We start from the raw sequence: 23,529 nt of genomic DNA on the forward strand, positions 1-23,529 counted from the left end.
AAAGGGAGCTTTATGCTCCCTTTGTAAATAAATATCTTACATGTTTACCTGCTAGTCCCGCCATTCCTGTACTCAAACCGGAGACGAGGAAAGAGATGAATAATACTAAGGCTAAACTTGGTACACTAGCTAAAGCAGAACTATTCGCTGAAAACAAAGCCGCAATTTTATCAATCAGGTTCTCCTTGCCTGAGAAAGCCAATATAAGAGAATATCCCAACCATAAACTTACTCCTGCAGCTGCAGATATCCAGAAGGCCTGCTTTCCACTCTGAGATTTAAAGGCACAGATAATGGCCGCCACCAGTGGAAGCATCCACCACGGGCCAATTAATGAGGCAATCGCCCCTATGATTAAGATCAATAAGTACAACATTAGTTCTTAGGGTTAATGATGATATTTTTTAGATGTTTGTCGATCTTTTCATCCTTACTCTTCATAAAGATCAAACGATTTAATCGTCCTTCTGCCCAATCATCTATCATGTTTGAATAATATTTACTTGAAGGTCTGCCTGACTGTCCACCCGGGTATAGACCATAAGCTCTAGGCCACTCTTTATCAAGTTCAACTACCATTCTCCAGGATGGGCCGGTTCTAGTGGTCGTGGCATTCACTATTTGTGCACCACCACCATTTTTAATGGTACTTCTACTAAAAGATTTGAATGCGGGTACCAAATGATTGATACCGGTGTTTTTCACCTTGTACCATTCCCAGTTCTTCATTTCACCATGATGTTTGGTGAGGGTATCTAAGGTGGCTTGGAAACTTCCCGCTACTATATATTCAAAGGTTTCAACGGTATCTGCGGTCAGTACATTATCAAACCATTTTGCATTTTGCTCCTTTGTCAAGAGAAGAGCTGTACGGTCCGGATTGGGGTACATGTCTGGGAATTCGTCCTCCCAGATCCAATCGCTCAATGTTCTGGACCAAGTTTCAAAGATGGTCGTTGCTATCGAATTAGCTTCGTTATTTCTATCCCATTCTTTCAGTACTTCCACCGCCTCTTTGTGCTTGGACTTTTCAATGACAGGCAGTAAAACCGGAAGAAGTCGTTCAGCTACTAGGTTGTAGTTGTCGTTTTGCAGCATTCTCAAACTATCCGCTGTGGCATTTTTCATACGATCCAGGCGCTGATTGATTCTTTGACCTCTATAAGCAGGAGCGAATTTCCATCCCAGGTAATAAGGGTAGGTAGGATCAGTAGAGAACTGATTGGCGGAACTTACAAAACCACGGGGTGGGTTTTTGACAGTTGGATTTTGTTCGAAAGGAATGTATCCTTGCCATTCGTGCTCCGGATTACTACCGTCCAAAATGAACTTACCCTGGTTCTTCCATTTCAGGGGTAGTCTACCATTAACGGTTATGGCTATATCATTAGAATTACTGGCAAAAACAAAGTTCTGAGCCGGTGCAGAGTAGATGGCTAAAGCTTCCCTGTAATCCTCATAGTTCTTTGCTTTGTTTAATTTCAGGAAAGTAAGCAAATCTGAGCCTACCGTGTTATGGGCAATCCACTTCATGGCGTGTCCCGCAGGAGTAGACTTGTTAAAGTTAGTCTCCTTTTGCTCATTGTAGACTATTGGTCCGTGGTGGGTGTAGATCAAAGTATCCTTTATCACTTTCCCACTCTTCATTTTGAATTCTTCAATGTAGATGGTGGAAGGTTTCCATTGACCATCATACCAGTATTCTTTTTTTGTGTCGTCTTTGAATTTGATTTTATAGAAATCCATCACATCAGATCCCACGTTTGTTACACCCCAGGCTATGTCTTTATTGAAGCCTATGGTGATACCCGGACAGCCCGGTAGAGCTACTCCATAAACGTTCACTCCCGGCGCAGAAAGTTGCATCTGGAACCAAATGGAAGGAAGGCTAAGGCCCAGGTGAGGGTCATTTGCAAGAATTGGGAGGCCGGTGGCGGATTTTGATCCTCCTATGGCCCAGTTATTAGAACCTATGCCCGGATTTGGTTTTTCTATGTATTCACTCAATAATTCCTTGTCAAGTGGAGGCAGGGTTTCCTCAGGGGATTTAACTTCTATTGGAGTAAATTTCCAAGGGGTTCCGGCAGGGATGATAGGAGATTCGTTAGAAGCATAATCTGGAAAAAGATCTTTGATGGTATCTATTCCGTATTGGGCTAAAACATTAGTAAGTCTAAAATCATCACTTTGACCATTGAGGGTTTGACGCATGTTCATCAGCATCAATACGGTCTTATAAGGGGTCCATTCTTCCGGTTGGTATCCCAGAATTTTATATTCTACCGGTAGCTTTTTATAGGACAATTGAGATATGTAGGCATTAACTCCGGCTGCATAGGAAGTCAAAGCATTCCATGCTTCAGGGATCTTCTTTTGCTCTTCTACGATTTGTTGGGCCGCTCTGGCCATGCCTAATCTTCTGTTGTATCGGTCATATTCAAAGGCGGTTTCGCCCACTACTTCTGTCAAGCGTCCTGCTGCCACTAAGGTATAGAATTCCATTTGCCAAAGACGGTCTCGGGCTACCAGATATCCTTGGGTATAGTATAGGTCGTCTTCGTTTTCAGCAAAAACGTGGGGGACATAATTTTGGTCGTAAACTACTTTTACAGGCTCTTTTACTCCTTCCAAGAAGATTTCTTCAGATAGGTCTTCTTCTTGGGTGGTATTTTGCAGGAAACCGTGGAAGGGACTGAAGAACTTACCCAAGGCCGGGGCTGAGCCCAGCGGGTGATCAAAAAGATAGATGAGGCCAATGGCAAGCAGTGGACTCCATATGTACTTTAATAACTTCATATATGTTTATAAGGGTTGATGTTCTTTTCTTAGTAAATCGTTGACTGTTTTTACAGGGTTGAACGTGATCAAAGGTACTTCCACAAAAATGGTATTCCAATTCGCCATGGCACCGTTCCACAGTCCCGGAAGTTCCTGAGCCTTTAAGGTTTTCCCGTTCTGAGATTTCTCTGTGATAAAGCCGGTTTGGTCATCTCTGAAATCCGGAAGATGGTAATAGGTGTTTTCCGGAGTTTTAAATGAGCAGATCAAGTCTACGGGATTGAAATGTGTAGCTTGTTCAAAAATGCTTTTCTGTCTTTTGTTCTGTAAATTAAATTGGGCTGACTCTACCACTTGGAGAGAAACGGAACCGTCTGTATTGCTCACCCAGAATGGACCTCCACCCGGTTCGCCTACGTTTTTCACCATACCGCATACGCGAAGCGGCCTTCTTAACTTTTCTATAGCAAATGCCTTCTTTTCCTCTATGGACCAGTTTCTAAAACCTTTAGGAGGTTCAACATTCAGTTGTTGACGAAGGAATCTATTGGCCTTTTGGATCATGTAAGCACTCACCTCAGTTTTTTCTAACCTTTTGATAAAGGAGAAGATGGTTTTTTGGTAGTCCAAAAGAATTCCCGCCAAGGCTTTTTTGTATTTAACCGTCTCGTTTTTCAAATGGTCCGGTACTACATTATCTATATTTTTGATAAAGATGATATCTGCTTTTAGATCATTGAGATTTTCCAATAGTGCTCCATGTCCTGCAGGTCTGAATAGGAGGTTTCCTTTGTCATCACGGAAAGGTTCGTTCTTAGCATCTACCGCAATGGTATCAGTAGAGGATTTTTGTTCAGAAAATGAAATGGAGTATTTAACCTCGTATTTTCTTTCGTACTCTTCTTTGACTTGATCTATAAGTGTTTTGAATTTCTTCTTGTGTTCCGGAGAAACGGTGAAATGTAGTTTGACTCTCCCCTTATGGTTTGCATACAATGCACCTTCTACCAGATGTTCCTCTATGGCCGTACGAGCTTTCTCCGGGTAAGAGTGGAATTCCAGGAGCCCTTTGGGTAGATTGCCATAATCCAAGCCTTGAGGAGTAAGTAAGGCATTTAGTTTTCCTTTCAAAGTTTCTTCTTTGATAAAGGTGGAAAGGCTATTGTAGAAAGCAAATTTTTGCAGATTTTCTTCAAATTGCTGAACGGAAGCATCTACTTTTCCTTCATCTTTTGCGGAATATAGGGATTTGAACATTCTACTGGCTGCTCCGGAAGCCGGCACGAATTTCAGTAGGTTTTTGGCTTTTTTATGGAATAAGGTCTGATATTTTTCCAATTTTTCCTCGTCCAGACGCAAGATGCCGTCAGAAATGGTTGCTGGTCGGACGGCCTTGATGAATGGAAATCCTGTTCTAAAGTTTTCTAGTTGCGCTTCAATCGTTGAGAGCTCGCTTTTCCTGTCTCTGATTTGTTTAAGGTCTTTTTCGTTGAAATTCATAAGGGGCAATCGGTAAAGAAGTATCCAATTTATAGAAAAAAGGGTTTACCTTGCAAGGAAAGCCTTAAATAATGATGAAAACATATATTGCTTTGATTCGCGGAATAAATGTGGGTGGGAAAGTGATGAAAATGGCGGAATTGCGAGCGGCATTGGAAAACCTGGGATGGATGAACGTGGAAACTTATATACAAAGTGGAAATGTCATCTTCCAAAGTATGGAGGGTATGGGCTTGGAGGAAAAGATGGATCAATGTATTCAAAATACTTTTGGATATAGTGTGGATCTACAGATCTTTTTATTGGAAGATTATGTAAGAATCATTCATCAGAGGCCCGAGCATGGAGATGATAAGTTTTGGCATGTGACCTTTTTGAAGGGAGAGCTGAAGAGAGAGGGTTGGGAGGAGGTTTGTTCAGTTAAAGGACCAAATGAAGAGGTCTACTTAAAAGAGGGGGCTATATTTCTGTACTGTCCGGACGGTTACGGTATCACTCAGATTCATACTAATTTTATTGAGAAGAAACTGGGAGTAAAGGGGACGACGCGGAACTGGAAAACTTCTACGAAATTGAAGGAATTGGCAGGTTTAAAATGAAAAAAGTCGCTTCATCGAAGCGACTTTTAGAAGTTGGCCGACTAGGATTCGAACCTAGAATAAAGGCACCAAAAACCTCTGTGTTACCATTACACCATCAGCCAGTTCTGATTTGGTGATGCAAAATTAGAGGGAAAATTCTTACGCTCCAAATCCTCTCTGAAAATTTTTTTCAGGAAAAGCCCTTTTTAGGCCCTTGAAGGGGTATAATGCTTTGAAATTATGAGAAATAAAAATTTAAAATTTTTTTTCGAAAGGGAGGAAATATCATACTTCTTTTGTTTTTAAAAGCTAGTACTTCTACAAACATTTTGTAATTTTGCGCCAAAATCAAATATGTTCTTATGAAATTCGGAGTGGTGGTATTTCCGGGGTCAAATTGTGAAGACGACACCGTTTTTGCTTTGAAGTATAATCTCGGTCAGGAAGTAGTAAAGATCTGGCACAAGGATCACGATTTGCAAAACTGTGATTTTATATTTCTTCCCGGTGGTTTCTCATACGGGGATTATTTAAGAAGTGGGGCCATTGCTCGATTTTCACCGGTGATGAATGAGGTGATTGCTCATGCAAACAGAGGGGGCTACGTGATGGGAATCTGTAATGGTTTTCAGATTTTAGCAGAGGCAGGACTTGTTCCCGGCGTGTTATTGAAGAATACTACTCAGAAATACATCTGTAAGAACATTTACCTTAAGCCACAAAGTAAATCAGCACTTTTAACTGCGGGCTTAGAGGAAAGAGCATACAAAGTTCCAATAGCGCACGGTGACGGTAGATACTTCGCTGATGAAGATACTATTAAAGCACTGAATGATAATGATCAAGTTCTTTTCCGTTACTGTAATGAAGCGGGAGTAATAGAAGATTCAGCTAATCCTAATGGTAGCTTGCAGAATATAGCAGGTGTTACTAACAAAGGGAAGAATGTATTTGGTATGATGCCGCACCCTGAAAGAGCTGCGGACGGTACTTTAGGAAATACGGATGGCTATCAGATTCTAGAGCAGATTCTCAATGTATTAGTATAATGGAGCCGTATATCATAGGCATTACAGGAGGAAGTGCATCAGGAAAGACTTTTTTTTTGCACAGCCTTCTGGAACATTTTCAAGAAGATGAAGTCTGTTTGATTTCTCAGGATAACTATTATAAATCTAAAGAGCATGTGCCTTTAGATCAAAATGGGGTCTTTAATTTTGACCTTCCTGAGTCCATAGATTTCGCACTGTTTGCGCAGCATCTTCAAGCACTTAAGAGAGGGGAGACGGTAGTGATGAAGGAGTACACTTTTGAGTGTGATTATGAGCCTAAGACCATTACATTACATCCGGCACCTATCATCGTAGTGGAAGGGATTTTTGCCTTTCATGACCCGGTGATATCAAAGATGCTTAACCTCAAGATTTTTATAGATGCTGTAGAGCATGTAAAGATTAGAAGAAGAATCATCAGAGACACGAATGAGCGTCAATATGATCTGGATTCTATTCTATACCGTTGGGAGAATCATGTGGCACCTACTTACGAGAGATTTATTCGTCCTACAAAACAAGACGCGGATATTATCATTAATAATAACCGCGACTTTGAAAATGGATTGAAGCTTCTGTCGGTGTATCTGAAAAGCTTATTGGTTAAAGAGCCGGCTTAAAAGGTTACACCTATTTGCCAGCCCCAGCGTGGTTTATGTCCTTGTTCAATGGCCGTTAAGACTTCTATTCTTAGAAGTCTGAATATGCCGTCTATTCCATATCCAAGTTCTACATAGTTCTTTAACGCAGGAGTTTTAAGGTAATTAATAAATAAGTCCTCCTTCAAACTGCTGTATCGAACTATTGGAATTTGGCTTAGTAATAGTCTCCTAAATTCATTCACTGCATGTAGTTTGATGTAGGAGCCCTGAGTGGAGTATTTGTAGTAATTTTCCGGGCTCAATTGTATCGGAAGACGTGTGTTCAGCATTCTGAAGAATCTGAAATACCCTTCTTGTCCACTGATTTTTATGGTGTTTACGTGACGCATGTCCATCAAATACACTTGTTTATGGTTCAGAAAACTACCACCTTCAAGGTAGAACCTGAATCTTTCATCAGGGCCGCTGGCCATGTCATGATCAATTCCTAAACTGGTAAAGTCATAATCCACTTCTCCCATGCCTTTATTATAGCTAAGTATAAAGCTTGGCCACTCGCTTCCGGCATATCTTTTTTTACCATTCACTAATTTATACTTAGCACCGGGTTTGAATGTGATTGAATTTGACCAAACCCAGGCGTTATGGGTAGGAAAATATGTAGTATCTAGTTCTTCATTTCTTGGGATGTTAGGAGTAGGTGTTCTTCCTCCTATTGCAAGTGGCAATTTATTCAGATTATCTAAGAAGGACCTTTTGCTGTATTCCAGTTGTGTAGAATAAGTAAACCTATTTTCATTCTTATACGTATATCCCACATGTGCTTCCTCTTTCAAATACATCTGGATGAGATTAATCTTGAATAGGTTCACCAAGGAGTTAGCCCAGATAGGCATGGTTTGTTCTCTATCAAATGACCTGGTTAGAGAGCTTGCCCCAATTTCAAAGGTGTTCTTCTTATATTTGGTAATAAATTCAGTTCCTCCCATAAGTTTTTTCAAGCCAAAAGCATATCTGACTTGATTGTTCCAGGCATAGTTGAGGTTCTTGTTTTGAGTTTTGGTGAAATTGACTTTGGCTTCTGTAAAAATACCTTGCACCATATCATAATTTACTCCAAAGAAGGGCAGCAAAGGGGAGGTGTACTGTAGTTTCCATTGGTCTTTCAATTTAAAAGAGCTTCCTATAAATAGCCTGTCCAAATGTTTATTCCGGGTAGTCTTCGTCTTAGGTTCTGTCTTTAGGCTATCTTCCCTTTTTACTACAATTCTAATGCTGTCACCTGTTTTGTAACTTTTGGTCTCTTCAATAGTAAGAGGGATAGATCTGATGGTGTTCCAATACTCTTCCGAGCGCTTATTAGCTAATGAATCCGTGGATGTAGAATCTATGGTTACCACGGGTGATTCCTTTTTCTCTGTTTTTTCTATTTGCTTAGATAGCTTCCGTAAATCCTTCAAGGTGAGTTCTTCCTGTTGGAGGTTTATCTCTTTTTTAGCTCTGTTTTTTGGAACTTCAAATTTGTCTAGAACCTTAACTTCTGCTACGTATTTCTGGTTGATGCGAAGTGATTTGTATTTAGGATGTACCTGTAATTTGGCATGAAAATCAAATCCGAATACCTTGCCGCTGAAGTCTATGTTTTGGCTCACAGGTACCCAAACTTCTTGTTGGGGACTGTAGAGTTGTTTCATTTTTATGGTAAAGCCCTCATTCACCGTTTCAGCGTCTATGCTATGTATGCTCCACAGATCTTCAATGATAAAGATGGTACCTTTGCAAACTCCCGGTCCATACCTTCTGGGAATGATTTTGATTTTGTTAATCACTCTTCCTCTATCTTCAAAATAGCCTAGGTATTCAAATTTATAGTAGGCAAAAGCTTTAGGAGATAGTGGAGAAATGAGGTTCATATCATCCGGAAGGTCATAGAAGTTCACCAGATAGTAAGCTCCGGATAGATCCATTTCATCCATACTGCTACGTTTAGCCAGGACTTTAGTTACTCTTTTGTTTGGTTGAGTGAATTTAATATTTGTCAAACTTTCTGATACGTAGGGTATTCCTACTTTAATATGATTCTCTTCTAATTTCTTTTTGAGGATTCCAGGTACCTTATTAACTAACAAAGTGTTTTTGATATACACGTCTGCGTCGTAATGATCAACTTGCTTGTCGTTGATTTTGCTTTTTGCTATGGCTTTTCGCATGATGGCATAGGCTGGGTCTTCTTTACTTTTTCCTACCTTGATTTCTCCAAGCAGAATGGATTGTTCCTGTAGTTGGATTTCAATAAATACATCATCTGTACCCACTTCCACTTGTTTAATCACCGTCTTATAGCCTAGAAATTGGAATACCAATTCATAGGTTTTATTAGCAGGAACATCCAGAAGGAATTCTCCTCTCTCATTAGCCATAGTACCTAATGTTTGGCCTTTGACTACTACTGAGGCAAAGGATAAGGGGTCTTTATTCTGATCCCGGATTATGCCTTTGATTTTGGCTGCATTGGCTGATCCGAAGGTGATTAAAAGCAGTAGGAGAATTCGCAAAATCATATTATCGGTTATAAATTTTCGTTTTAGAGGAAGGGCAGGTGTGGAGTGTAAATATATATGTTAATTTTGTTGACTGCTCTATAAGGTGTTATGAATAAAGCCACTATTTATATACTTGTCCTTTTCTTCTTCATTGTAAGTTGTGAGAAAAGTAAGGTACTTCCGGATCCCCCTATTATTGTAGTGCCTGATGACACTACAGTAGTGCTTCCTAAATATTTTCACGAAAATACATGGATTTACGAACAAATGCGTCTGCAATATTTATGGGCGGACGATATGCCTGATGAGAAGAGTACTGATAAGAATTTGGAACCGGTAGAGTATTTTTATTCTTTGCTTCGCAAAGATGTAGATAGATATTCCTATGCGAGTTCTGATTATCAGGAGATTTTGGATTATTGGAATGGGCAATTAGAAAGTTATGGGTTCAGATATAAAAAGGTGAGAGTTGATGGTGAATTTGGTCTAGCGGTTTCATTGGTTTTAAAAAATAGTCCGGCAGAACTAGGGGGATTAAAGCGGGGAGATTTGATAGTAGCCATAGATGGGGAGCCCTTAAATCCTGAGAATGCAGAGCGACTGTTAGAGAGGAAGGGGGCAAGTTTCTTGATTAAAAATGATGAAGAATATCGTCTAAGCCTGGCCAAACGGAAATTTCAGGTGGATCCATTGCAATTTGCTGAAATTATCCCTTGGCAAGGAAAGAAAGTGGGATATTTGGTTTATACCCAATTTTTGTTCGAATATGAAGAAAGAACCCGGGCCTTGTTCCAATATTTTAAGGATCAGCAGATAGATGAGATGATCATAGATCTGAGGTTTAATCCGGGCGGAGTTACTCCTAATGCTGAGGTTATGGCATCTCTTCTAGGTCCGGATTTGGGATCCAGTGTAGAGCTTTTCCATGGTACAGGTAATACCTATTCCCAACAACAATCCATTCTCCGAGGGGAATCACCCGTGGGTAGAAGGTATTTTACTAATGAGACTTCTAATTTGTCTCATCTTAGCAGGCTATTTGTGTTGACTTCAAAGTCTACGGCTTCATCTTCAGAATTGGTCATTAACTGTCTTAGGCCGTATAGAGCGGTATATACGGTGGGAGGTTATACTTATGGTAAGAATTTGATCTCGACTATCATTTATGATGAAACGGGGAGATATTCCTTTGGATTGATGCCGGCATGGGCTACACTTATCAATGCTCATGATCAATCCACTTATGGCAAGGATGGTTTGATCCCGGATTTTCCGATATTGGAGGACGAATGGCCCTATATGCCTTTAGGAGATACTACTGAGACTTTACTTCGCAAGGCACTATATGCGATCTCTCCAGGTGAAAGTAAAAAGGAGTTCAAAAAGATAGAAGTACTGGATGGGTTTCATCATTGGGATACAGGAAAAGGATTTTTAGGCAATAAACGATATAACCCATGAGGTTGACTATTATTTTTATTTTATGGTGGAGTGCTGCAAGTGCACAGTTATTCACAAAGGAGGTAGCATTACAACTCTCACATTTACCTTTGGAATGTATCCAAAAGGAATTTCCTAACAAGACTAGTCATAGTTCTGATGGTCCTGAGGATCATAAACTCTTACCCTCTGAATTGCATCCCAGTTTTTACGGTTGTTTTGATTGGCATTCCAGTGTACATGGGCATTGGATGTTAGTAAAGTTACTTAAAGTATATCCTGACCTGGAGAATAAGGAAGAGATTCTAAAGGTGTTAGCTGAAAGTTTCGAACCTGGTAAGCTTAAGAAGGAAGCAGAGTATTTCAATAAGTACAGTACCTCCAAAACCTTTGAAAGGACCTATGGATGGGCTTGGTTGCTGAAGCTAGATGAAGAGTTGATGACTTGGAATGATCCTAGGGCAAAAATTTGGCATGCGGCTATGCAACCTTTGACGGAAACCATAGTCCAATTGTGGACACAATTCTTACCTGTACAGACTTATCCCAATAGGACAGGGGTGCATCCCAATACTGCATTCGGTTTAGGGTTTGCTTGGGATTGGGCGAAAAGTAGCGGGAATGTTGTGTTTCAAAAGGCTGTAGAGCAAAAAGCTATGCAGTTTTATGGAGAGCAGAAGGCAGCTCCTGCTTATTTAGAGCCGGACGGTTCTGATTTCTTCTCGCCTAGTCTCGAGACGGCAGATCTGATGCGTAGGGTACTTGACGAGAAAGAATTTGAGGCATGGTGGAGTACATTTTTGGAGCCGAAATCCTTGGAGAATTTACTCCAAATGCCTGTAGTAAGTGATAGGAATGACTATCAGATAGTACATTTGGATGGTTTGAGTTTGAGCAGAGCATGGTGTTTTAGAGGGGTCGCTCAACACCTTCCAAAAGGGCATCCGCATAAGGAGCTTTTGGAAAAGAAAGCACAGGAGTTTTTGAAAGAAACTCTACCTAATGTGGTGTCAAGTAGTTATGGAGGCTCTCACTGGTTGGGATCTTTTGCAGTATTTGCAATTTTCTTCTTCCAGTAAACTATTAATCTTTAATTTTGGACCGAATGAAAAAATGTAGAATGAAGAAAACCATTTTTACGCTGTTATTTACTTTGATAGGACTTTCTACAATTGCGCAGGCTAAGAAAGTAACTGTAGCATATATTTTTGAAGATTATATCTTTGAAAATTACAATGGAGTAAAGAAGCTGAACGAGGAGTTGCAGAAAAAGCAGGAAGAGTATCAGACGGCGTTTAATAAGATAGCATTGGAGTATCAAGATGCTAATGTGAAGTATCAGGAGAGTATGAAGAATATTGCTAATGAAACTTCGGAATCTATAAATTCCAAATTGAAAAAGGTTCAGGAATTAAGAGCGGCAGCTGAGCAGCAACAAAAGGATGCAGAGAAGGAACTTCAGGAATACATGGGTGTGAATATTGCCCGAGTAAAGAATGAGATCAAAGCTGCAGCTGAAAAGGTTTCTCAACAAAAGGGATTTCAGTATGTGCTTACTCGAAATAAAGCAGATACGCCTATGAGTCCCTACCGAGTAGTGTTGTACACTAAAGATACCGCAGTGCCGAATATATCTGACGAGGTTTTGAAAATACTAAACGGCAAATAAGAAAAGAGGACGTCTCAAAACCTAAATGAGGCGTTCTCTTTGTTTTCAATTTATTTAGGCTGGGATTTCTTATTTGATTTTTTATATTCCAACCTCAGGAGGTTGAATTTGCAAATAGTATTGAAAAAGGTCTCTCAGGAGGCCTTTTTTCGTATATTTTGTGCTATGGCCAATAGGCCGAACTCAATTTCGACCTTATGCTTACCCCGAAGCATAAATCGTTTAAAGCCGTGATTGCTTTTTATGTTTGCAAAGACGGGTTCCACATCGTAACACCTTTTCTTTCGCCTTTTTATTCCTTCTTCACTGTTAAGAAGTTCATAGGCCTGCTTCCGCTGTCGCTCCAGTCGTTCATTGACTTGGACTATCCGATTCCCTTCCATCTTATTACAAGTTCCGTTTAGTGGACAATGCCCGCAATTTTGGGCTTGATATTTTCTTGAGGTTTGTTCAAAACCTGTGCTGGTCTTCCTTTTACTCTCTCCAATGAAATTCATTTGCTGACCCATCGGACAGATGAAACAGTCTTCTTGGGCATTGTAGAATAGCTTATCGGTACTAAATGGGTCCTGGTTATTGGTGTTCTGCTGTCGGTCAAAGAGATTGTATTTGATGTAGGCCTTTACTTTTTTGCCTTCCAGTAAGGTATAATTTTCCTCAGAACCGTAGCCTGCATCTGCCGTGATAACTTTGGGAGCTTGCTGATAGCTTGCTTCATGCTGAGCTATATGCGCTGCCAGAGTGGTGGTGTCGTTGGGGTTGGGGTGAATCGTGTAATTTACAACGAATTGGTTGGAGCTGGAAATTTGAACATTGTAAGCCGGCTTCAATTGCCCATTCCTCATGTGATCCTCCTTTAACCTCATAAATGTGGCTCCCTCATCCGTCTTGCTGTAACTGTTACGCTCTCCAAGAATCTGCTCCTGTTCTTCGTATTTGCCCATGTTCTGTGGAAAGTGTTTGGTGGCATAACTCAGTTTGCCTTTCACCTTCTTGTCAATATCTTTTTTCTTGCCCAAAACCTCATTGAGCTTATCGACGGTAGACTGTACTTTTTCTCTAGTAATGGTGGTGAAGTCAGGGGGATCGGGAAGGTTATCCTCTTTGCTGGCAACACTTTGAGCATATTCCCAAATGCCTTTCAATTGCTGCTTCATCTTCTCTTTATTGGTCGCAATAGCCTTTTTCCAAACAAAGGTGTAACGATTGGCATTGGCCTCTATTTTGGTCCCATCAACACAAACCTCTTCAATACTCAAAAGTCCTTCCTGGGCTAAAAGCTTAACTACTTCTTCGAACACACTTCGAAGACTTTCTCGAAGGCGGTCACTTCTGAAACGGTTAATGGTGTTATGGTCAGGATAGCTCATGCCGCTTATCCACATAAAATAGATACTCTCTTTACAGGCTGCCTCTATCTTCCTGCTCGAATATACATTGCTCACATACCCATAAACCAACACTTTAAGCAGCATCTGAGGATGATAACTGGAGGCACCGGTCAATTTATACGAAGCATGCAGAGGAGCGAGATTAATTTTATTAATGACCTCATTGACCACCCGTACCGGATGATTCTTGGGAACCAGTTCCTCCAAACTTGGAGGCAATAGCATCATTTGCTGCTGGTCGTAAGGCTTAAAAGTGGGTTTTCTTGATGCCATACCCTTGATTTTTTATACCTAAATATATGAAAATCAGGATAATAACGCAAGTTTTAAAGAGAAAATGTGAAGCCAAATCTAAAAAAAACCTCGGCTTCAAAATAAAAACGAGGGTGCCTTTATGAGACACCCTCTTTTTATTTGATTCCATTTATTAATTCTTCTACGGAACTTGCTACGTGCAACTTATCTCTGTTTTCTTTTAGTAAGAACCCATCTTCTACCATCCTGTCTAGTTGAAGGAGGAGGTGGTCATAAAATCCTTGGGAATTAAGTAACCAGATGGACTTATGGTGAAGTTCTAGCTGGACGTTCGTCAAAGACTCAAAAAGCTCATCCATGCTACCATAGCCTCCGGGGAAAGTGACGATGATATCTGCCATTTCTTCCATCATGACTTTCCTTTCCTGCATGTTAAGTACTACTCTTAAATCAGTGCAAAGAGGGTTAGCTACTTCCCTATCTACCAAATGTTGAGGGATTACACCTATCACTTCTCCTCCGTTTTCTAAGGCAGCATTAGAAATGATGCCCATCAAACCCACCTTTCCACCTCCGAATAGGAGTCGGAATTGATTTTCAGCAAGTAGTTTTCCAAATCTTTTCGCTTCTTGTGCGAAGATTTCATTTTTTCCGGTGCGGGATCCGCAGTAAACAAGTACAGAAGTCTTTGACATAGCTAAAAAGAAAAAGAGGCAATCAACTTGACTGCCTCTGCTAGTAGCGGGAACAGGACTCGAACCTGTGACCTTCGGGTTATGAGCCCGACGAGCTGCCAACTGCTCCATCCCGCGATATTGGATTGCAAAGGTAGGGAGAAAATTTCAAAATGCAAACTTTCTTGCAAAAAAAATCGCTAAATATCGCCCTGTTGAGGACGGATGATGATCTCTTCCACACAGGCTGAGGGACTTAGCCCATATGCAGCCCAGATCATTTCTGCTACATCTTTTGGAGAAATAAATCGCTCGGAAGGTAAAGTAGTGCCTTCCCAACTGTCAGTAAGGGTAGCTCCGGGAAGAACTGCACTCACTCTGATCTTAGATCCCAATAGTTCTTGACGGAGACTTTTGGTAAAGCCTAATAAGGCAAACTTCGAGATCGCATATGAACCGCTTCGGGGATAAGCGGCTAAGCTAGCTATTGAACATATATTAAATATATAACTTTCCTGTAAGGAGGGAATGAGCGCTTTAGTAAGGTAGTAGGCACTCCAAAGATTTGTGTCTAAGTGAATCTGCAAGTGATCTTCTTCAAGAAGAGATCCGGGGATAAAGATCCCGGCATTGTTTACTAAAACTTTGATGGGAATAGCCAGGTGTTTTACAAAATTGGCAAAATTAAAGACTTGTTCTTTTTGAGAAAGATCAGCTGAGAAGATGTGTACTTTTTCTTTGCCGTACTGATTCTGAATTTGAACAAGTGATTCCAGGTTTCTGGCACAAATGGCCACTTCAAATCCTTGTGCCAGGAACTTTTCTGTGATAGCTAAACCAATGCCTTTACTGGCTCCGGTGATGACGGCTAAATTCTTCATTCGACAAAAATAAGTGAATGTTTCCATAAAATTTCAAGGACAAGGAAAGGCATAACTACCCGTAGATGATTACCTTTGTATCTTAAAGCATAACTTATATGTTTAAAAAATTCGGGAAATTTCTATTGTTTCTCTACGAACTCTTCACTCGAAGAGAAAGTCTCAAGGTGTATTGGAAGCGCTTTATCGACGAGTGTATGATGATAGGAATTGATTCATTACTTATCGTTTGTATAGTAGCTTTTTTCATTGGGGCTGTGACATGTGTACAGATCAATGCCAACTTAGTAAGCCCTATTATTCCTACCTATATAGTGAGTAATATCGTTAGGGACATGATGCTCCTGGAGTTATCATCCACCTTTATATGCGTTATCTTAGCAGGTAAAGTGGGGTCAAATATTGCTTCTGAGTTAGGGACAATGAGGATTACAGAGCAGATTGAAGCCTTGGAGGTAATGGGAATAAATGCTGCCTCTTATTTAGTACTTCCGAAAGTGCTGGCTGCATTTGTAATGTTTCCCATCTTGGCTATTTTATCCGGATTCATTGGTATAGTGGGTGGATATATTGCAGGAACAGCAACGGGTATTATCACTCCTGAACAATACATCTACGGTATTCGCTTCTCCTTTATCCCATTTAACCTGGTGATCCCCATTATCAAATCAGCAGTATTCGGTGTTTTAATAGCTACGATATCTGCGTATAAAGGGTTTTATACCAGAGGAGGAGCTTTAGAAGTAGGTAAGGTTTCAACAACAGCTGTAACCAATAGCTGTATTGCCATATTAATTGCTGACTACCTTTTAGCAGAATTGTTGACATGATAGAGATCAAGGATATTAGTAAATCTTTTAATGGCCGCAAAGTGCTGGATAATGTTTCCGGAGTATTCAAAGATGGAGAAACCAGCCTGGTCATAGGTGCATCTGGTACGGGTAAGTCAGTCTTATTGAAGTGTATGCTGGATTTGGTTTCTCCGGATTCCGGTGAAGTATATTATGATGGCAGACCTTTTCTTAAGATACCCGAAAAAGAGAGGATTGATATCAGGAGGGAAATGGGGGTCCTTTTCCAGGGGGGTGCACTGTTTGACTCTAAGACCGTTTATGAGAACGTGAAGTTTCCTTTGGATATGCTCACTCAACAAAGTGAAGCAGACAAAAGAGATAGAGTTATGTTCTGTCTAAAAAGGGTAGGATTGGAATCTGCAGGATCCAGAATGCCTTCAGAGATATCTGGTGGTATGAAAAAGCGTGTGGGTATAGCAAGGGCTATTGTACTTAATCCAAAATATCTGTTTTGTGATGAGCCAAACAGTGGTTTAGATCCTTTGACCTCTATCAAGATAGATGAATTGATTCAAGAGATCACTCAAGAGTATGGTACCACTACGGTTGTAATTACTCATGATATGAACTCTGTGCTGTCCATTGGACAAAATATTAAATTCTTATACCAAGGCAAGAAGATCTGGGAAGGGGATAGTAAATCCATCTTAGAAACGGAACTTAAAGAATTGGACGAATTTGTATTCTCTAACCATGCCTTAAACCAACTTAGAGGTTAAGGTATGGCTCGGGATGCCGTATGGCTTTCCGGAGATAATTGAATAAACGACCGCCGTGTTCGGCATCCACTACGCGGTGATCTAATGCTGCGGAAAGTTTCAGTATTTTTCTAGGTACAATATTCCCCTCATGTACCCAGGGCATTTCTCTAACTCGTCCTAGCACTAGTACTAAGCTCAGATTTCCAGTGGGTAATAAAGCAGGATATCCTCCATCTAGTCCTAGTGTACCTACATTAGAAATGACATAAGTGCCGAAAGACTGAGCGGAGAGGAAAGGGAAGGATAGTCCTAGGTCTAAAGTAAGAAACTTCAAGAGTTTATATAACCAGGTGCGGAATGGCCAAGGAATCTTACCTAGGGTACCCTTCATCTGGTTGGTATTGGATTCTGCACCCTTCCTTGCCTCGTCAATTCTGGCTTGTAAAGAGTCAACTATTTCTTTAATATTTAACTTCTCCGGAGAATTGATCTTCATGGAGCTAAGCTCTCCGTTTGGAAGTTTTAAGGTTACTGATGCTACTAATTCAGGATATGCGTGAATAGCTCCTCTTTTGAGATAGGTATTGAACTGAGGGACTTCTTCCGCAATTGCCTTAGCCGTTACCAGGGTGATGAAGTGAGTAAGGGTTACTTTAACTCCTTTCTTACGAAGTTCAGAGATTTTTTGTTCCAAATCAGTCACGTCCAAGTACACTGAACCTAGGATTTTGGATTCAGAAGGTTTTTTGTAAATGGTAGCGGCGGTTAGGCGCCAGGGTGTATTCAATGTCATAGTCAGAAATTCTGACCCTAAATTACCTTTAAAAAAAGGCATCTTCAAAATGTACGAGTTCCCATTCCGGAAATTCCACTATGGCGATCATGTCAAATCTGACCTTTTTGGGCAGGTCTCTTTTTTGGAGGAAGGCCTCTGCACCTCGTTTTATGGCTCGGATTTTAGCTTTCCCTAGGGATTGTTCCGGAAATCCATAGTCGGAAGTAGCTTTGTACCTCACTTCTACAAAAACAAGTATATCTTCTTTTTGGACAATTAGATCAATCTCGGAATGTTGGGAAGTAAAGTTTCTGTGTACGAGATGATAGCCTTTTTGCAACAAGAAATCCAGGGCTTGTTCTTCGGCAATTTTTCCTTTGTCGAGTTTTTCCATGATATTTGTCTTTCAAAAGTTGGGTGAATGAAGAATAAACAGTTGAAGTTCCAAGATCTGGGTCTTTTGGACTACAAAGTAGCCTGGGATTACCAGGAGGAACTTTTCAAATCTGTAGTGGATATAAAGTTAAAAAACAGGAATGAAAACTTAGAGCTTCCTACTCCAAATTACCTCTTGTTTTGTCAGCATCCGCATGTTTTTACTTTAGGGAAGAGTGGATCATTGGATCATTTATTAGTTCAGGAAGATGAATTAGTCCTAAAGCAGGCTAGTTTTTATAAGATCAATAGGGGTGGAGATATCACCTATCATGGCCCGGGTCAGTTGGTGGCATATCCCATACTTGATCTGGATAACTTTTTTACGGATATACATAAGTACGTTAGATTTCTGGAGGAGGCGGTGATCAGAACCTGTGCAGATTTCGGGGTGAGTGCTACACGCATAGAAGGTTTGACCGGTGTATGGATTACGGAAGGAATGCCCAGGAAGATTTGTGCTATAGGGGTTAAGTCATCGCGGTGGGTTACCATGCATGGTTTGGCGTTGAATGTAAATACTGATCTTAGTTATTTTGGGAATATTGTTCCTTGTGGAATAGATGATAAGGCGGTGACTTCATTGCAAATGGAAATAGGGCATGAAGTATCTATGCTGGAAGTAGCTGAGAAATTAAAGCTTCATTTTGGAGAATTGTTTGAAGTAGAATGGAATTAAAAGCACATATCGTTTACCTGAAAAGTAGGTACCCCTTCCGTATAACCCATGGAGTCAGAACGGAGACTGCAAGTTTTATACTGGAAATGGAAGATCAGGGCATTAAAGCTTATGGGGAAGCCACGCCAGTTCCTTACTATGGAATTACTCCGGAGAGTATGGCGGAGTTACTGGAGAAGTATAAAGAGGAGATCACATCTTATCAATGGCATCATCCAGAGGAGCTTTGGGCTTATATGGATGATAAGATAGGTCACAACAGGTTTCTGCAGTGTGCTTTAGATATAGCTGCCTATGATATGTGGGCGAAGAGATCGGGACTTAAATTATATGAAAAGTTAGGTCTAAATATTGATTCTGTTCCTTATTCCAATTATACCATAGGGTTAGATGAGATACCGGAAATGGTGAGGAAAATGAAGGAGTTTGATTTTCCGGTGTATAAGATCAAGTTAGGCACAGATCATGATTTAGAGATCTTACGTGCTTTGAGGGCTGAGACTAATGCCGTATTTAGAGTAGATGCCAATACAGCCTGGACTGCAGAGCAAACGGTAGAATATGCTGAAGAGATGAAGGCTTTAGGTGTGGAGTTTATAGAACAACCTCTAAAGTCAAAGGAGTATGAGGAAATGGAGTCTATTGTAAATAAGACGGCCTTACCCATTATAGCTGATGAGAGCTGCATAGAGGAAGCGGATGTACAGAGATGCATAGGTAGGTTTCATGGAGTGAATGTTAAATTAGCTAAATGTGGAGGAATCACTCCTGCATTAAGGATGATCAAGGAAGCTAGGAAGCATAATATGAAGGTAATGATGGGATGTATGACAGAATCCAGTATAGGGATTTCTGCCATCGCTCAATTATTGCCACTATTAGATTATGTAGATATGGACGGTGCTTTGCTGATTTCCAATGATCCTGCAAAAGGGGCTGAAGTGGTGAAAGGTAAAGTAATTTACCCTGAGGGTAATGGTATTGGTGCCTTTTTAATTTGATATACAACCATTTAACGAAAGCTTGAGTCTTATAGAAAAATCATTCAACTATGAGACATTTAATTTTTCTTTTTCTCGGCTTATTTTTCTTCTCTTGTGATGAGAAGTCCGTCACTACATTTTCTGAATTAGAGGGAAGTTGGAATTTTGTGGGTTATGAAAGTGGCTACCTGGACTGTCCAATAGACTCCGTTTATCTAAATATAACGAAGGGGGATAAGGAGTATAAAGTAGAAGGCAGAGCCTTTGTTAATCTATTCCATTCTACTGTTGATATTGGGGAGGGCAAGTCATTTAAGTTTGGAACTATAGGTTCTACTAAAATGGCCGGACCACCAGAATTAATGGAGTGTGAAACTGCATTTTTTGAACAGCTAAAACACATTTCCATCTACAAACTTAATGGGAATCGTCTACACTTAACTTATGAAGCAAAGCCCGAGCAATCTAGCATTCCCCCTGTTTTAATCTTTGAAAGGAAATAATTTTTATCTCTCAAAAGATATTTTAATGTATTGATTTGTAGTGATTTAGGTTGTTTTTGTTTGCTACATGCTGTGCAGTTTGAGGTGCATAAACTAAATTTGAAAAATATCAAACTTGAAAACTTTGATAATCAATAGGAATATTTCTATTTTTGCACCTCAAATTTTTTTACTTTAGGTAGAATATATATAAGATTAACAGCATTTTTTAAACATATACATGGCAATAGTAAACAAAATCAGAGAAAAGTCAGGAGTAGCCGTCGTGGTGATCGCGATTGCGCTTATCCTTTTCATTGTTGGTGGAGATTTCGTGGCTGGTTCAAAAGGCGGCGGTCTTTTTGGAAACAGCAACGCAGTAGGTGAGATAAACGGAACCACCATAGATTTCCAACAATTTGCAAATTTGGTTGAAGGACAGAGGATGCAATATGAAGCATCTGTGGGTAGATCAGCCAATGAGCAAGAACAAGCTCAGATCAGAGAGCAAGTTTGGGAAAAACTCATCTTTGAACATGTTTACTCCGAAGCTTTCGAAGATTTAGGCATTACCGTTTCTGACGAGGAATTGAGAGAAATGGTTCAAGGTCCTAAAAACATCCATCCTTTTGTGAAGCAACAATTTTCTGATCAAAACGGAAACTTTGATGCTACTACACATGCCAACTTTATAGCGGCCTATGCGAATAATAGCATGCCTGCTGAACAAAGAATCATGTGGGACAACTTCAAGAGAGAGTTAAGAGATGTTAGAAAGCGAGAAAAATATGCTAACCTACTAAACAGCTCTTCCTACATCACTAAGGCTGAAGCTAAGGCAGAGTATTATAATACTACGAATAAAGCAAGTGGTAAATATCTTTATGTACCGTTTTATTCTGTAGCTGACTCTACTGTTAAAGTTTCAGACGGAGAGATTAAGAGCTACTTCAGTAAGCATAAAGATGATTTCAATGCATATGATAGCCGTAGTTTAGTGTATGTTACCTTTAGTTTATTGCCAACTAAAGAAGACTCGGTAGCATTGATGAATGATTTGAGAGAACTAGCTAAAGGTTTAGCTGCTGCTCCGGATCCAGTAGCTTATGCTAATGAAAATTCTGATATTAAAACTCCAGGTGTACGTGAAGCTGGTGATTTAAGCCCTGAATTAAAAAGTACACTAGCTAGCACCATTGAAGGAGGATTAGTGGGACCATTCAAAGAAGGTACTGCTTACTCTATTCATAAATTCTTAGGAACGGAAGTGGATGAGCATTATACAGCTAGAGCTAGTCATATCTTGTTCCGTGCTGATTCTACCATGACTCAGGAACAAAGAGATGAGGCTAAGAAAAAGGCCCTTGAGATTTTAGCTCAGGCTAAGAGCGGTATGGACTTTGCCTTTTTAGCTCGTCAATTTGGATCAGATGGTACAGCTCAGCAAGGTGGAGACCTAGGTTCATTCAAGAATGATGGCACTATGGTGAAGGCTTTTGAAGATGCTATCTTCTCTTTCTCTGGAACTGGTGTATTACCTAATCTTGTTACCACAGATTTCGGTTACCACATTGTGAAGGTAACTGAGCCTAAATCTAATTTGAAATATAAATTAGCGACTATCACTAAAGAACTACATGTTGGTGATGAAGGTTCTAATTTGGTGTTCCAAAAGGCTTCAGAGTTAATGAATTCTGCTAAGAGCATCAAAGACTTGGAAGAAGCTGCGAAAAAGGATAACAGTATAGTTCTTTTCAATGCTGAGAATGTTCAACCGGGTGCTACTGTAGTGAATACCTTAAGAAATGCTCGTGAGCTTGTTCAGTGGGCATACGGTAAAGATGCTAAAGTAGGTAAAGTGGCTGATCGAGTATTTGTTTTAGAAGATAATTATGTTGTTGCAGCTTTGAAGAGTGCAGCTGATAAAAATGATCCTAAAGCAGAAGACTTCAAAGATTTAATTGCTGCAAGAATTCGTAATGAGAAGAAAGCAGAACTAATCACTAAGAAGTTAGGAGATGGTAAAGGCTCATTTGAGGAAATTGCTAAGAAATATGGTGCCGGAGCATTGATTGAAGAAGTTTCAGAGATTACTCTTCAAACGGGTATGCTAAACAGTGCCGGATTTGATCCGGTAGCAGTAGGTAAACTGTTCGGTTTGAAACCAAACACTCGTAGTAAAGTATTTACAGGAGATTCAGGAGTATTTATCATGGAAAATACGGCTAAGGTTGTAGCTCCGGAAATCGCTGACTATAGTGCGTATAAAGCGCAGATTCAACAGAGAAGCTTTGGCCTAGGAGGAATGATAGGTGAGGAGATTCTAAGAGCTAACGCTAAGATTGAAGACAACAGAGCAAGAATGTTCTAATAAAGGATAACATCCTATATATGAAATGCCCCTGACTTTAGTTAGGGGCATTTTTTATTCTTCTGGAAAACTGTAATTCGGTCGTACGCTTAGGTAGGCGGTTTTCAGCAGTTCTAATAATATTTCTGGTTTTATTTCTTGGTATAATACGTGGGTCCATCCGTAGGTTCCCCATTTGTTGGGTACAGGGAATATGGCAGTGGGATGTACCTTACAAAGCATACCTTGCTCTTCAGGGAGGAACTTGAGTGTGGATCTGGATTCCTTCTCGTTTAAGGTAGCAAAGATTTTAGATCTATAGGTGAATGCGATCTTATCGTGGTGGATTTGTTCCTTAGCCCCGTCAAGTGACAGGGCTAAGGATTTAAAATCATGCAGGGAACTCATTATTCAAAACTTCTGAAAGGGGACGCATGGTAGATGTAATTACCGGTTCTTCCGGAGCTGCTTCTTCCTCTTCATAAGGGATAACGTCAAGGATCTTAGTAGCTCCAATGTCCGTTATGATATAGTCCTGTACAGTTCCTAATTTTGATTCTAGGATCATATAAGCATCCTTGATGGTATGCGCATTCAATAGGAATACATAAGGTACCTTCTTGTCTTTTTGTGATTTTTCGTCAAAGACAATGTAGGACACTTTGCATTTGAACCAGATTTCTGCGCTGTTTTCTTCGAAGAAGACTTCATTAATCTTCATCTTAGTCAGACCGGCCAATTGGAAGTCCGGCACTTCAGCCGCTAAGTGTTGGTAAGCTCTGGCTTCTGCATCTGTGTATGATACTGCATCAAACAAGTACACTTGATTGATATTCTTCGCTACTCCTTTTTCGTCTTCTTGAACAAATTTAATTTTTGCCTGAAACCAGGTTGCCATGGGTAA

At 40.2% G+C, this 23,529-nt stretch carries 23 protein-coding genes and 2 tRNA genes; 12 read left to right on the plus strand and 13 right to left on the minus strand.

Translation table 11 applies throughout. From position 1 onward, the window contains the following. Nucleotides 1-10: 10 nt before the first annotated feature. The 3 genes from LBYS_RS15305 to LBYS_RS15315 are packed head-to-tail and all read right to left on the minus strand — an operon-like array spanning nucleotide 11 to nucleotide 4,278. Nucleotides 11-376 carry a hypothetical protein gene (locus tag LBYS_RS15305; RefSeq protein ID WP_013409756.1) on the minus strand — a complete coding sequence of 122 codons (366 nt, stop codon included), beginning with the start codon at nucleotides 374-376 and terminating at the stop codon, nucleotides 11-13. Further along, on the minus strand, nucleotides 376-2,796 hold the full coding sequence (locus LBYS_RS15310) for a penicillin acylase family protein (protein ID WP_013409757.1): 2,421 nt from the start codon (nucleotides 2,794-2,796) through the stop codon (nucleotides 376-378). The genes LBYS_RS15305 and LBYS_RS15310 overlap by 1 nt, the downstream gene beginning before the upstream one ends. 6 nt (nucleotides 2,797-2,802) lie before the next feature. Then, nucleotides 2,803-4,278, minus strand: coding sequence for a DUF4301 family protein (locus tag LBYS_RS15315; RefSeq protein WP_013409758.1), 1,476 nt, complete (start codon nucleotides 4,276-4,278; stop codon nucleotides 2,803-2,805). A 71-nt stretch (nucleotides 4,279-4,349) separates the two neighbouring features. Between LBYS_RS15315 and LBYS_RS15320 the strand changes: the two genes are divergently transcribed. Continuing rightward, nucleotides 4,350-4,877: a DUF1697 domain-containing protein gene (locus LBYS_RS15320; protein WP_049781392.1), complete on the plus strand. Its 528-nt coding sequence runs from the start codon at nucleotides 4,350-4,352 to the stop codon at nucleotides 4,875-4,877. A 33-nt stretch (nucleotides 4,878-4,910) separates the two neighbouring features. On the opposite strand, the gene LBYS_RS15325 is transcribed toward LBYS_RS15320, so the two are convergent. Next, a tRNA-Gln gene (locus LBYS_RS15325) sits at nucleotides 4,911-4,981 on the minus strand. A gap of 240 nt (nucleotides 4,982-5,221) precedes the next feature. On the opposite strand from LBYS_RS15325, the gene purQ reads away from it, so the two are divergent. Next, nucleotides 5,222-5,908: a phosphoribosylformylglycinamidine synthase subunit PurQ gene (gene purQ / locus LBYS_RS15330; protein ID WP_013409760.1), complete on the plus strand. Its 687-nt coding sequence runs from the start codon at nucleotides 5,222-5,224 to the stop codon at nucleotides 5,906-5,908. Then, entirely contained in the window at nucleotides 5,908-6,531 is a 624-nt protein-coding gene (gene udk / locus LBYS_RS15335; protein WP_013409761.1) for a uridine kinase, read from the plus strand. Before purQ ends, udk begins: the two co-directional genes overlap by 1 nt. Here udk and LBYS_RS15340 read toward each other — a convergent pair. Next, nucleotides 6,528-9,074 carry a DUF5686 and carboxypeptidase regulatory-like domain-containing protein gene (locus tag LBYS_RS15340; RefSeq protein ID WP_013409762.1) on the minus strand — a complete coding sequence of 849 codons (2,547 nt, stop codon included), beginning with the start codon at nucleotides 9,072-9,074 and terminating at the stop codon, nucleotides 6,528-6,530. The genes udk and LBYS_RS15340 overlap by 4 nt on opposite strands. A 90-nt stretch (nucleotides 9,075-9,164) precedes the next feature. Here LBYS_RS15340 and LBYS_RS15345 point away from each other — a divergent pair, with 90 nt between their 5' ends. The 3 genes from LBYS_RS15345 to LBYS_RS15355 are packed head-to-tail and all read left to right on the plus strand — an operon-like array spanning nucleotide 9,165 to nucleotide 12,165. Further along, on the plus strand, nucleotides 9,165-10,517 hold the full coding sequence (locus LBYS_RS15345; protein WP_013409763.1) for a S41 family peptidase: 1,353 nt from the start codon (nucleotides 9,165-9,167) through the stop codon (nucleotides 10,515-10,517). Next, nucleotides 10,514-11,575, plus strand: a complete 1,062-nt coding sequence (locus tag LBYS_RS15350; RefSeq protein WP_013409764.1) for a DUF2891 domain-containing protein — start codon at nucleotides 10,514-10,516, stop codon at nucleotides 11,573-11,575. The genes LBYS_RS15345 and LBYS_RS15350 overlap by 4 nt, the downstream gene beginning before the upstream one ends. Before the next feature lie 41 nt (nucleotides 11,576-11,616). Then, nucleotides 11,617-12,165, plus strand: coding sequence for an OmpH/Skp family outer membrane protein (locus LBYS_RS15355; protein WP_013409765.1), 549 nt, complete (start codon nucleotides 11,617-11,619; stop codon nucleotides 12,163-12,165). 134 nt (nucleotides 12,166-12,299) lie between these two features. Here the strand turns inward: LBYS_RS15355 and LBYS_RS15360 are convergent, their stop codons facing one another. The 4 genes from LBYS_RS15360 to LBYS_RS15375 form a co-directional block, all read right to left on the minus strand. Next, on the minus strand, nucleotides 12,300-13,829 hold the full coding sequence (locus LBYS_RS15360) for an IS1182 family transposase (protein ID WP_013407181.1): 1,530 nt from the start codon (nucleotides 13,827-13,829) through the stop codon (nucleotides 12,300-12,302). A gap of 137 nt (nucleotides 13,830-13,966) precedes the next feature. Beyond that, on the minus strand, nucleotides 13,967-14,506 hold the full coding sequence (locus LBYS_RS15365) for an LOG family protein (RefSeq protein WP_013409766.1): 540 nt from the start codon (nucleotides 14,504-14,506) through the stop codon (nucleotides 13,967-13,969). Between the two features lie 44 nt (nucleotides 14,507-14,550). Beyond that, nucleotides 14,551-14,623 (minus strand) — tRNA-Met (locus LBYS_RS15370). A gap of 62 nt (nucleotides 14,624-14,685) precedes the next feature. After that, nucleotides 14,686-15,366, minus strand: coding sequence for an SDR family oxidoreductase (locus LBYS_RS15375; protein WP_013409767.1), 681 nt, complete (start codon nucleotides 15,364-15,366; stop codon nucleotides 14,686-14,688). Nucleotides 15,367-15,464: 98 nt separating this feature from the next. On the opposite strand from LBYS_RS15375, the gene LBYS_RS15380 reads away from it, so the two are divergent. Continuing rightward, nucleotides 15,465-16,196, plus strand: a complete 732-nt coding sequence (locus LBYS_RS15380) for an MlaE family ABC transporter permease (RefSeq protein WP_013409768.1) — start codon at nucleotides 15,465-15,467, stop codon at nucleotides 16,194-16,196. After that, complete coding sequence (locus LBYS_RS15385) at nucleotides 16,193-16,939, plus strand: ABC transporter ATP-binding protein (protein ID WP_013409769.1); 747 nt, start codon at nucleotides 16,193-16,195, stop codon at nucleotides 16,937-16,939. Before LBYS_RS15380 ends, LBYS_RS15385 begins: the two co-directional genes overlap by 4 nt. Here LBYS_RS15385 and LBYS_RS15390 read toward each other — a convergent pair. Both LBYS_RS15390 and LBYS_RS15395 read right to left on the minus strand, forming a co-directional pair. Continuing rightward, the gene (locus tag LBYS_RS15390; RefSeq protein ID WP_041824852.1) at nucleotides 16,929-17,714 is read right to left on the minus strand and encodes a 2-oxo acid dehydrogenase subunit E2; all 786 of its coding nucleotides are present in this window, start codon (nucleotides 17,712-17,714) and stop codon (nucleotides 16,929-16,931) included. The genes LBYS_RS15385 and LBYS_RS15390 overlap by 11 nt on opposite strands. 28 nt (nucleotides 17,715-17,742) lie before the next feature. Continuing rightward, a complete protein-coding gene (locus tag LBYS_RS15395; RefSeq protein WP_013409771.1) occupies nucleotides 17,743-18,090 on the minus strand; it encodes a YraN family protein in 348 nt (115 codons plus the stop codon). A 27-nt stretch (nucleotides 18,091-18,117) separates the two neighbouring features. Here LBYS_RS15395 and lipB point away from each other — a divergent pair, with 27 nt between their 5' ends. The 4 genes from lipB to LBYS_RS15415 all read left to right on the plus strand — a co-directional run bounded on the left by lipB (nucleotide 18,118) and on the right by LBYS_RS15415 (nucleotide 22,646). Further along, nucleotides 18,118-18,810, plus strand: a complete 693-nt coding sequence (gene lipB / locus LBYS_RS15400) for a lipoyl(octanoyl) transferase LipB (RefSeq protein WP_013409772.1) — start codon at nucleotides 18,118-18,120, stop codon at nucleotides 18,808-18,810. Beyond that, nucleotides 18,801-19,811, plus strand: a complete 1,011-nt coding sequence (locus tag LBYS_RS15405; protein WP_013409773.1) for a dipeptide epimerase — start codon at nucleotides 18,801-18,803, stop codon at nucleotides 19,809-19,811. The genes lipB and LBYS_RS15405 overlap by 10 nt, the downstream gene beginning before the upstream one ends. 50 nt (nucleotides 19,812-19,861) lie before the next feature. Beyond that, nucleotides 19,862-20,296 carry an META domain-containing protein gene (locus LBYS_RS15410; protein WP_013409774.1) on the plus strand — a complete coding sequence of 145 codons (435 nt, stop codon included), beginning with the start codon at nucleotides 19,862-19,864 and terminating at the stop codon, nucleotides 20,294-20,296. A gap of 220 nt (nucleotides 20,297-20,516) precedes the next feature. Continuing rightward, nucleotides 20,517-22,646: a peptidylprolyl isomerase gene (locus tag LBYS_RS15415; protein WP_013409775.1), complete on the plus strand. Its 2,130-nt coding sequence runs from the start codon at nucleotides 20,517-20,519 to the stop codon at nucleotides 22,644-22,646. A 54-nt stretch (nucleotides 22,647-22,700) separates the two neighbouring features. Here the strand turns inward: LBYS_RS15415 and LBYS_RS15420 are convergent, their stop codons facing one another. Both LBYS_RS15420 and LBYS_RS15425 read right to left on the minus strand, forming a co-directional pair. Continuing rightward, nucleotides 22,701-23,033 (minus strand): MmcQ/YjbR family DNA-binding protein, encoded by a 333-nt coding sequence (locus LBYS_RS15420; RefSeq protein ID WP_013409776.1) that lies wholly within the window; start codon nucleotides 23,031-23,033, stop codon nucleotides 22,701-22,703. Continuing rightward, entirely contained in the window at nucleotides 23,017-23,523 is a 507-nt protein-coding gene (locus LBYS_RS15425) for a DUF4494 domain-containing protein (RefSeq protein ID WP_013409777.1), read from the minus strand. Before LBYS_RS15425 ends, LBYS_RS15420 begins: the two co-directional genes overlap by 17 nt. Between the last annotated feature and the right edge of the window lie 6 nt (nucleotides 23,524-23,529).

The organism is Leadbetterella byssophila DSM 17132 (genome assembly GCF_000166395.1).
Classification (GTDB): Bacteria; Bacteroidota; Bacteroidia; order Cytophagales; family Spirosomataceae; genus Leadbetterella; species Leadbetterella byssophila.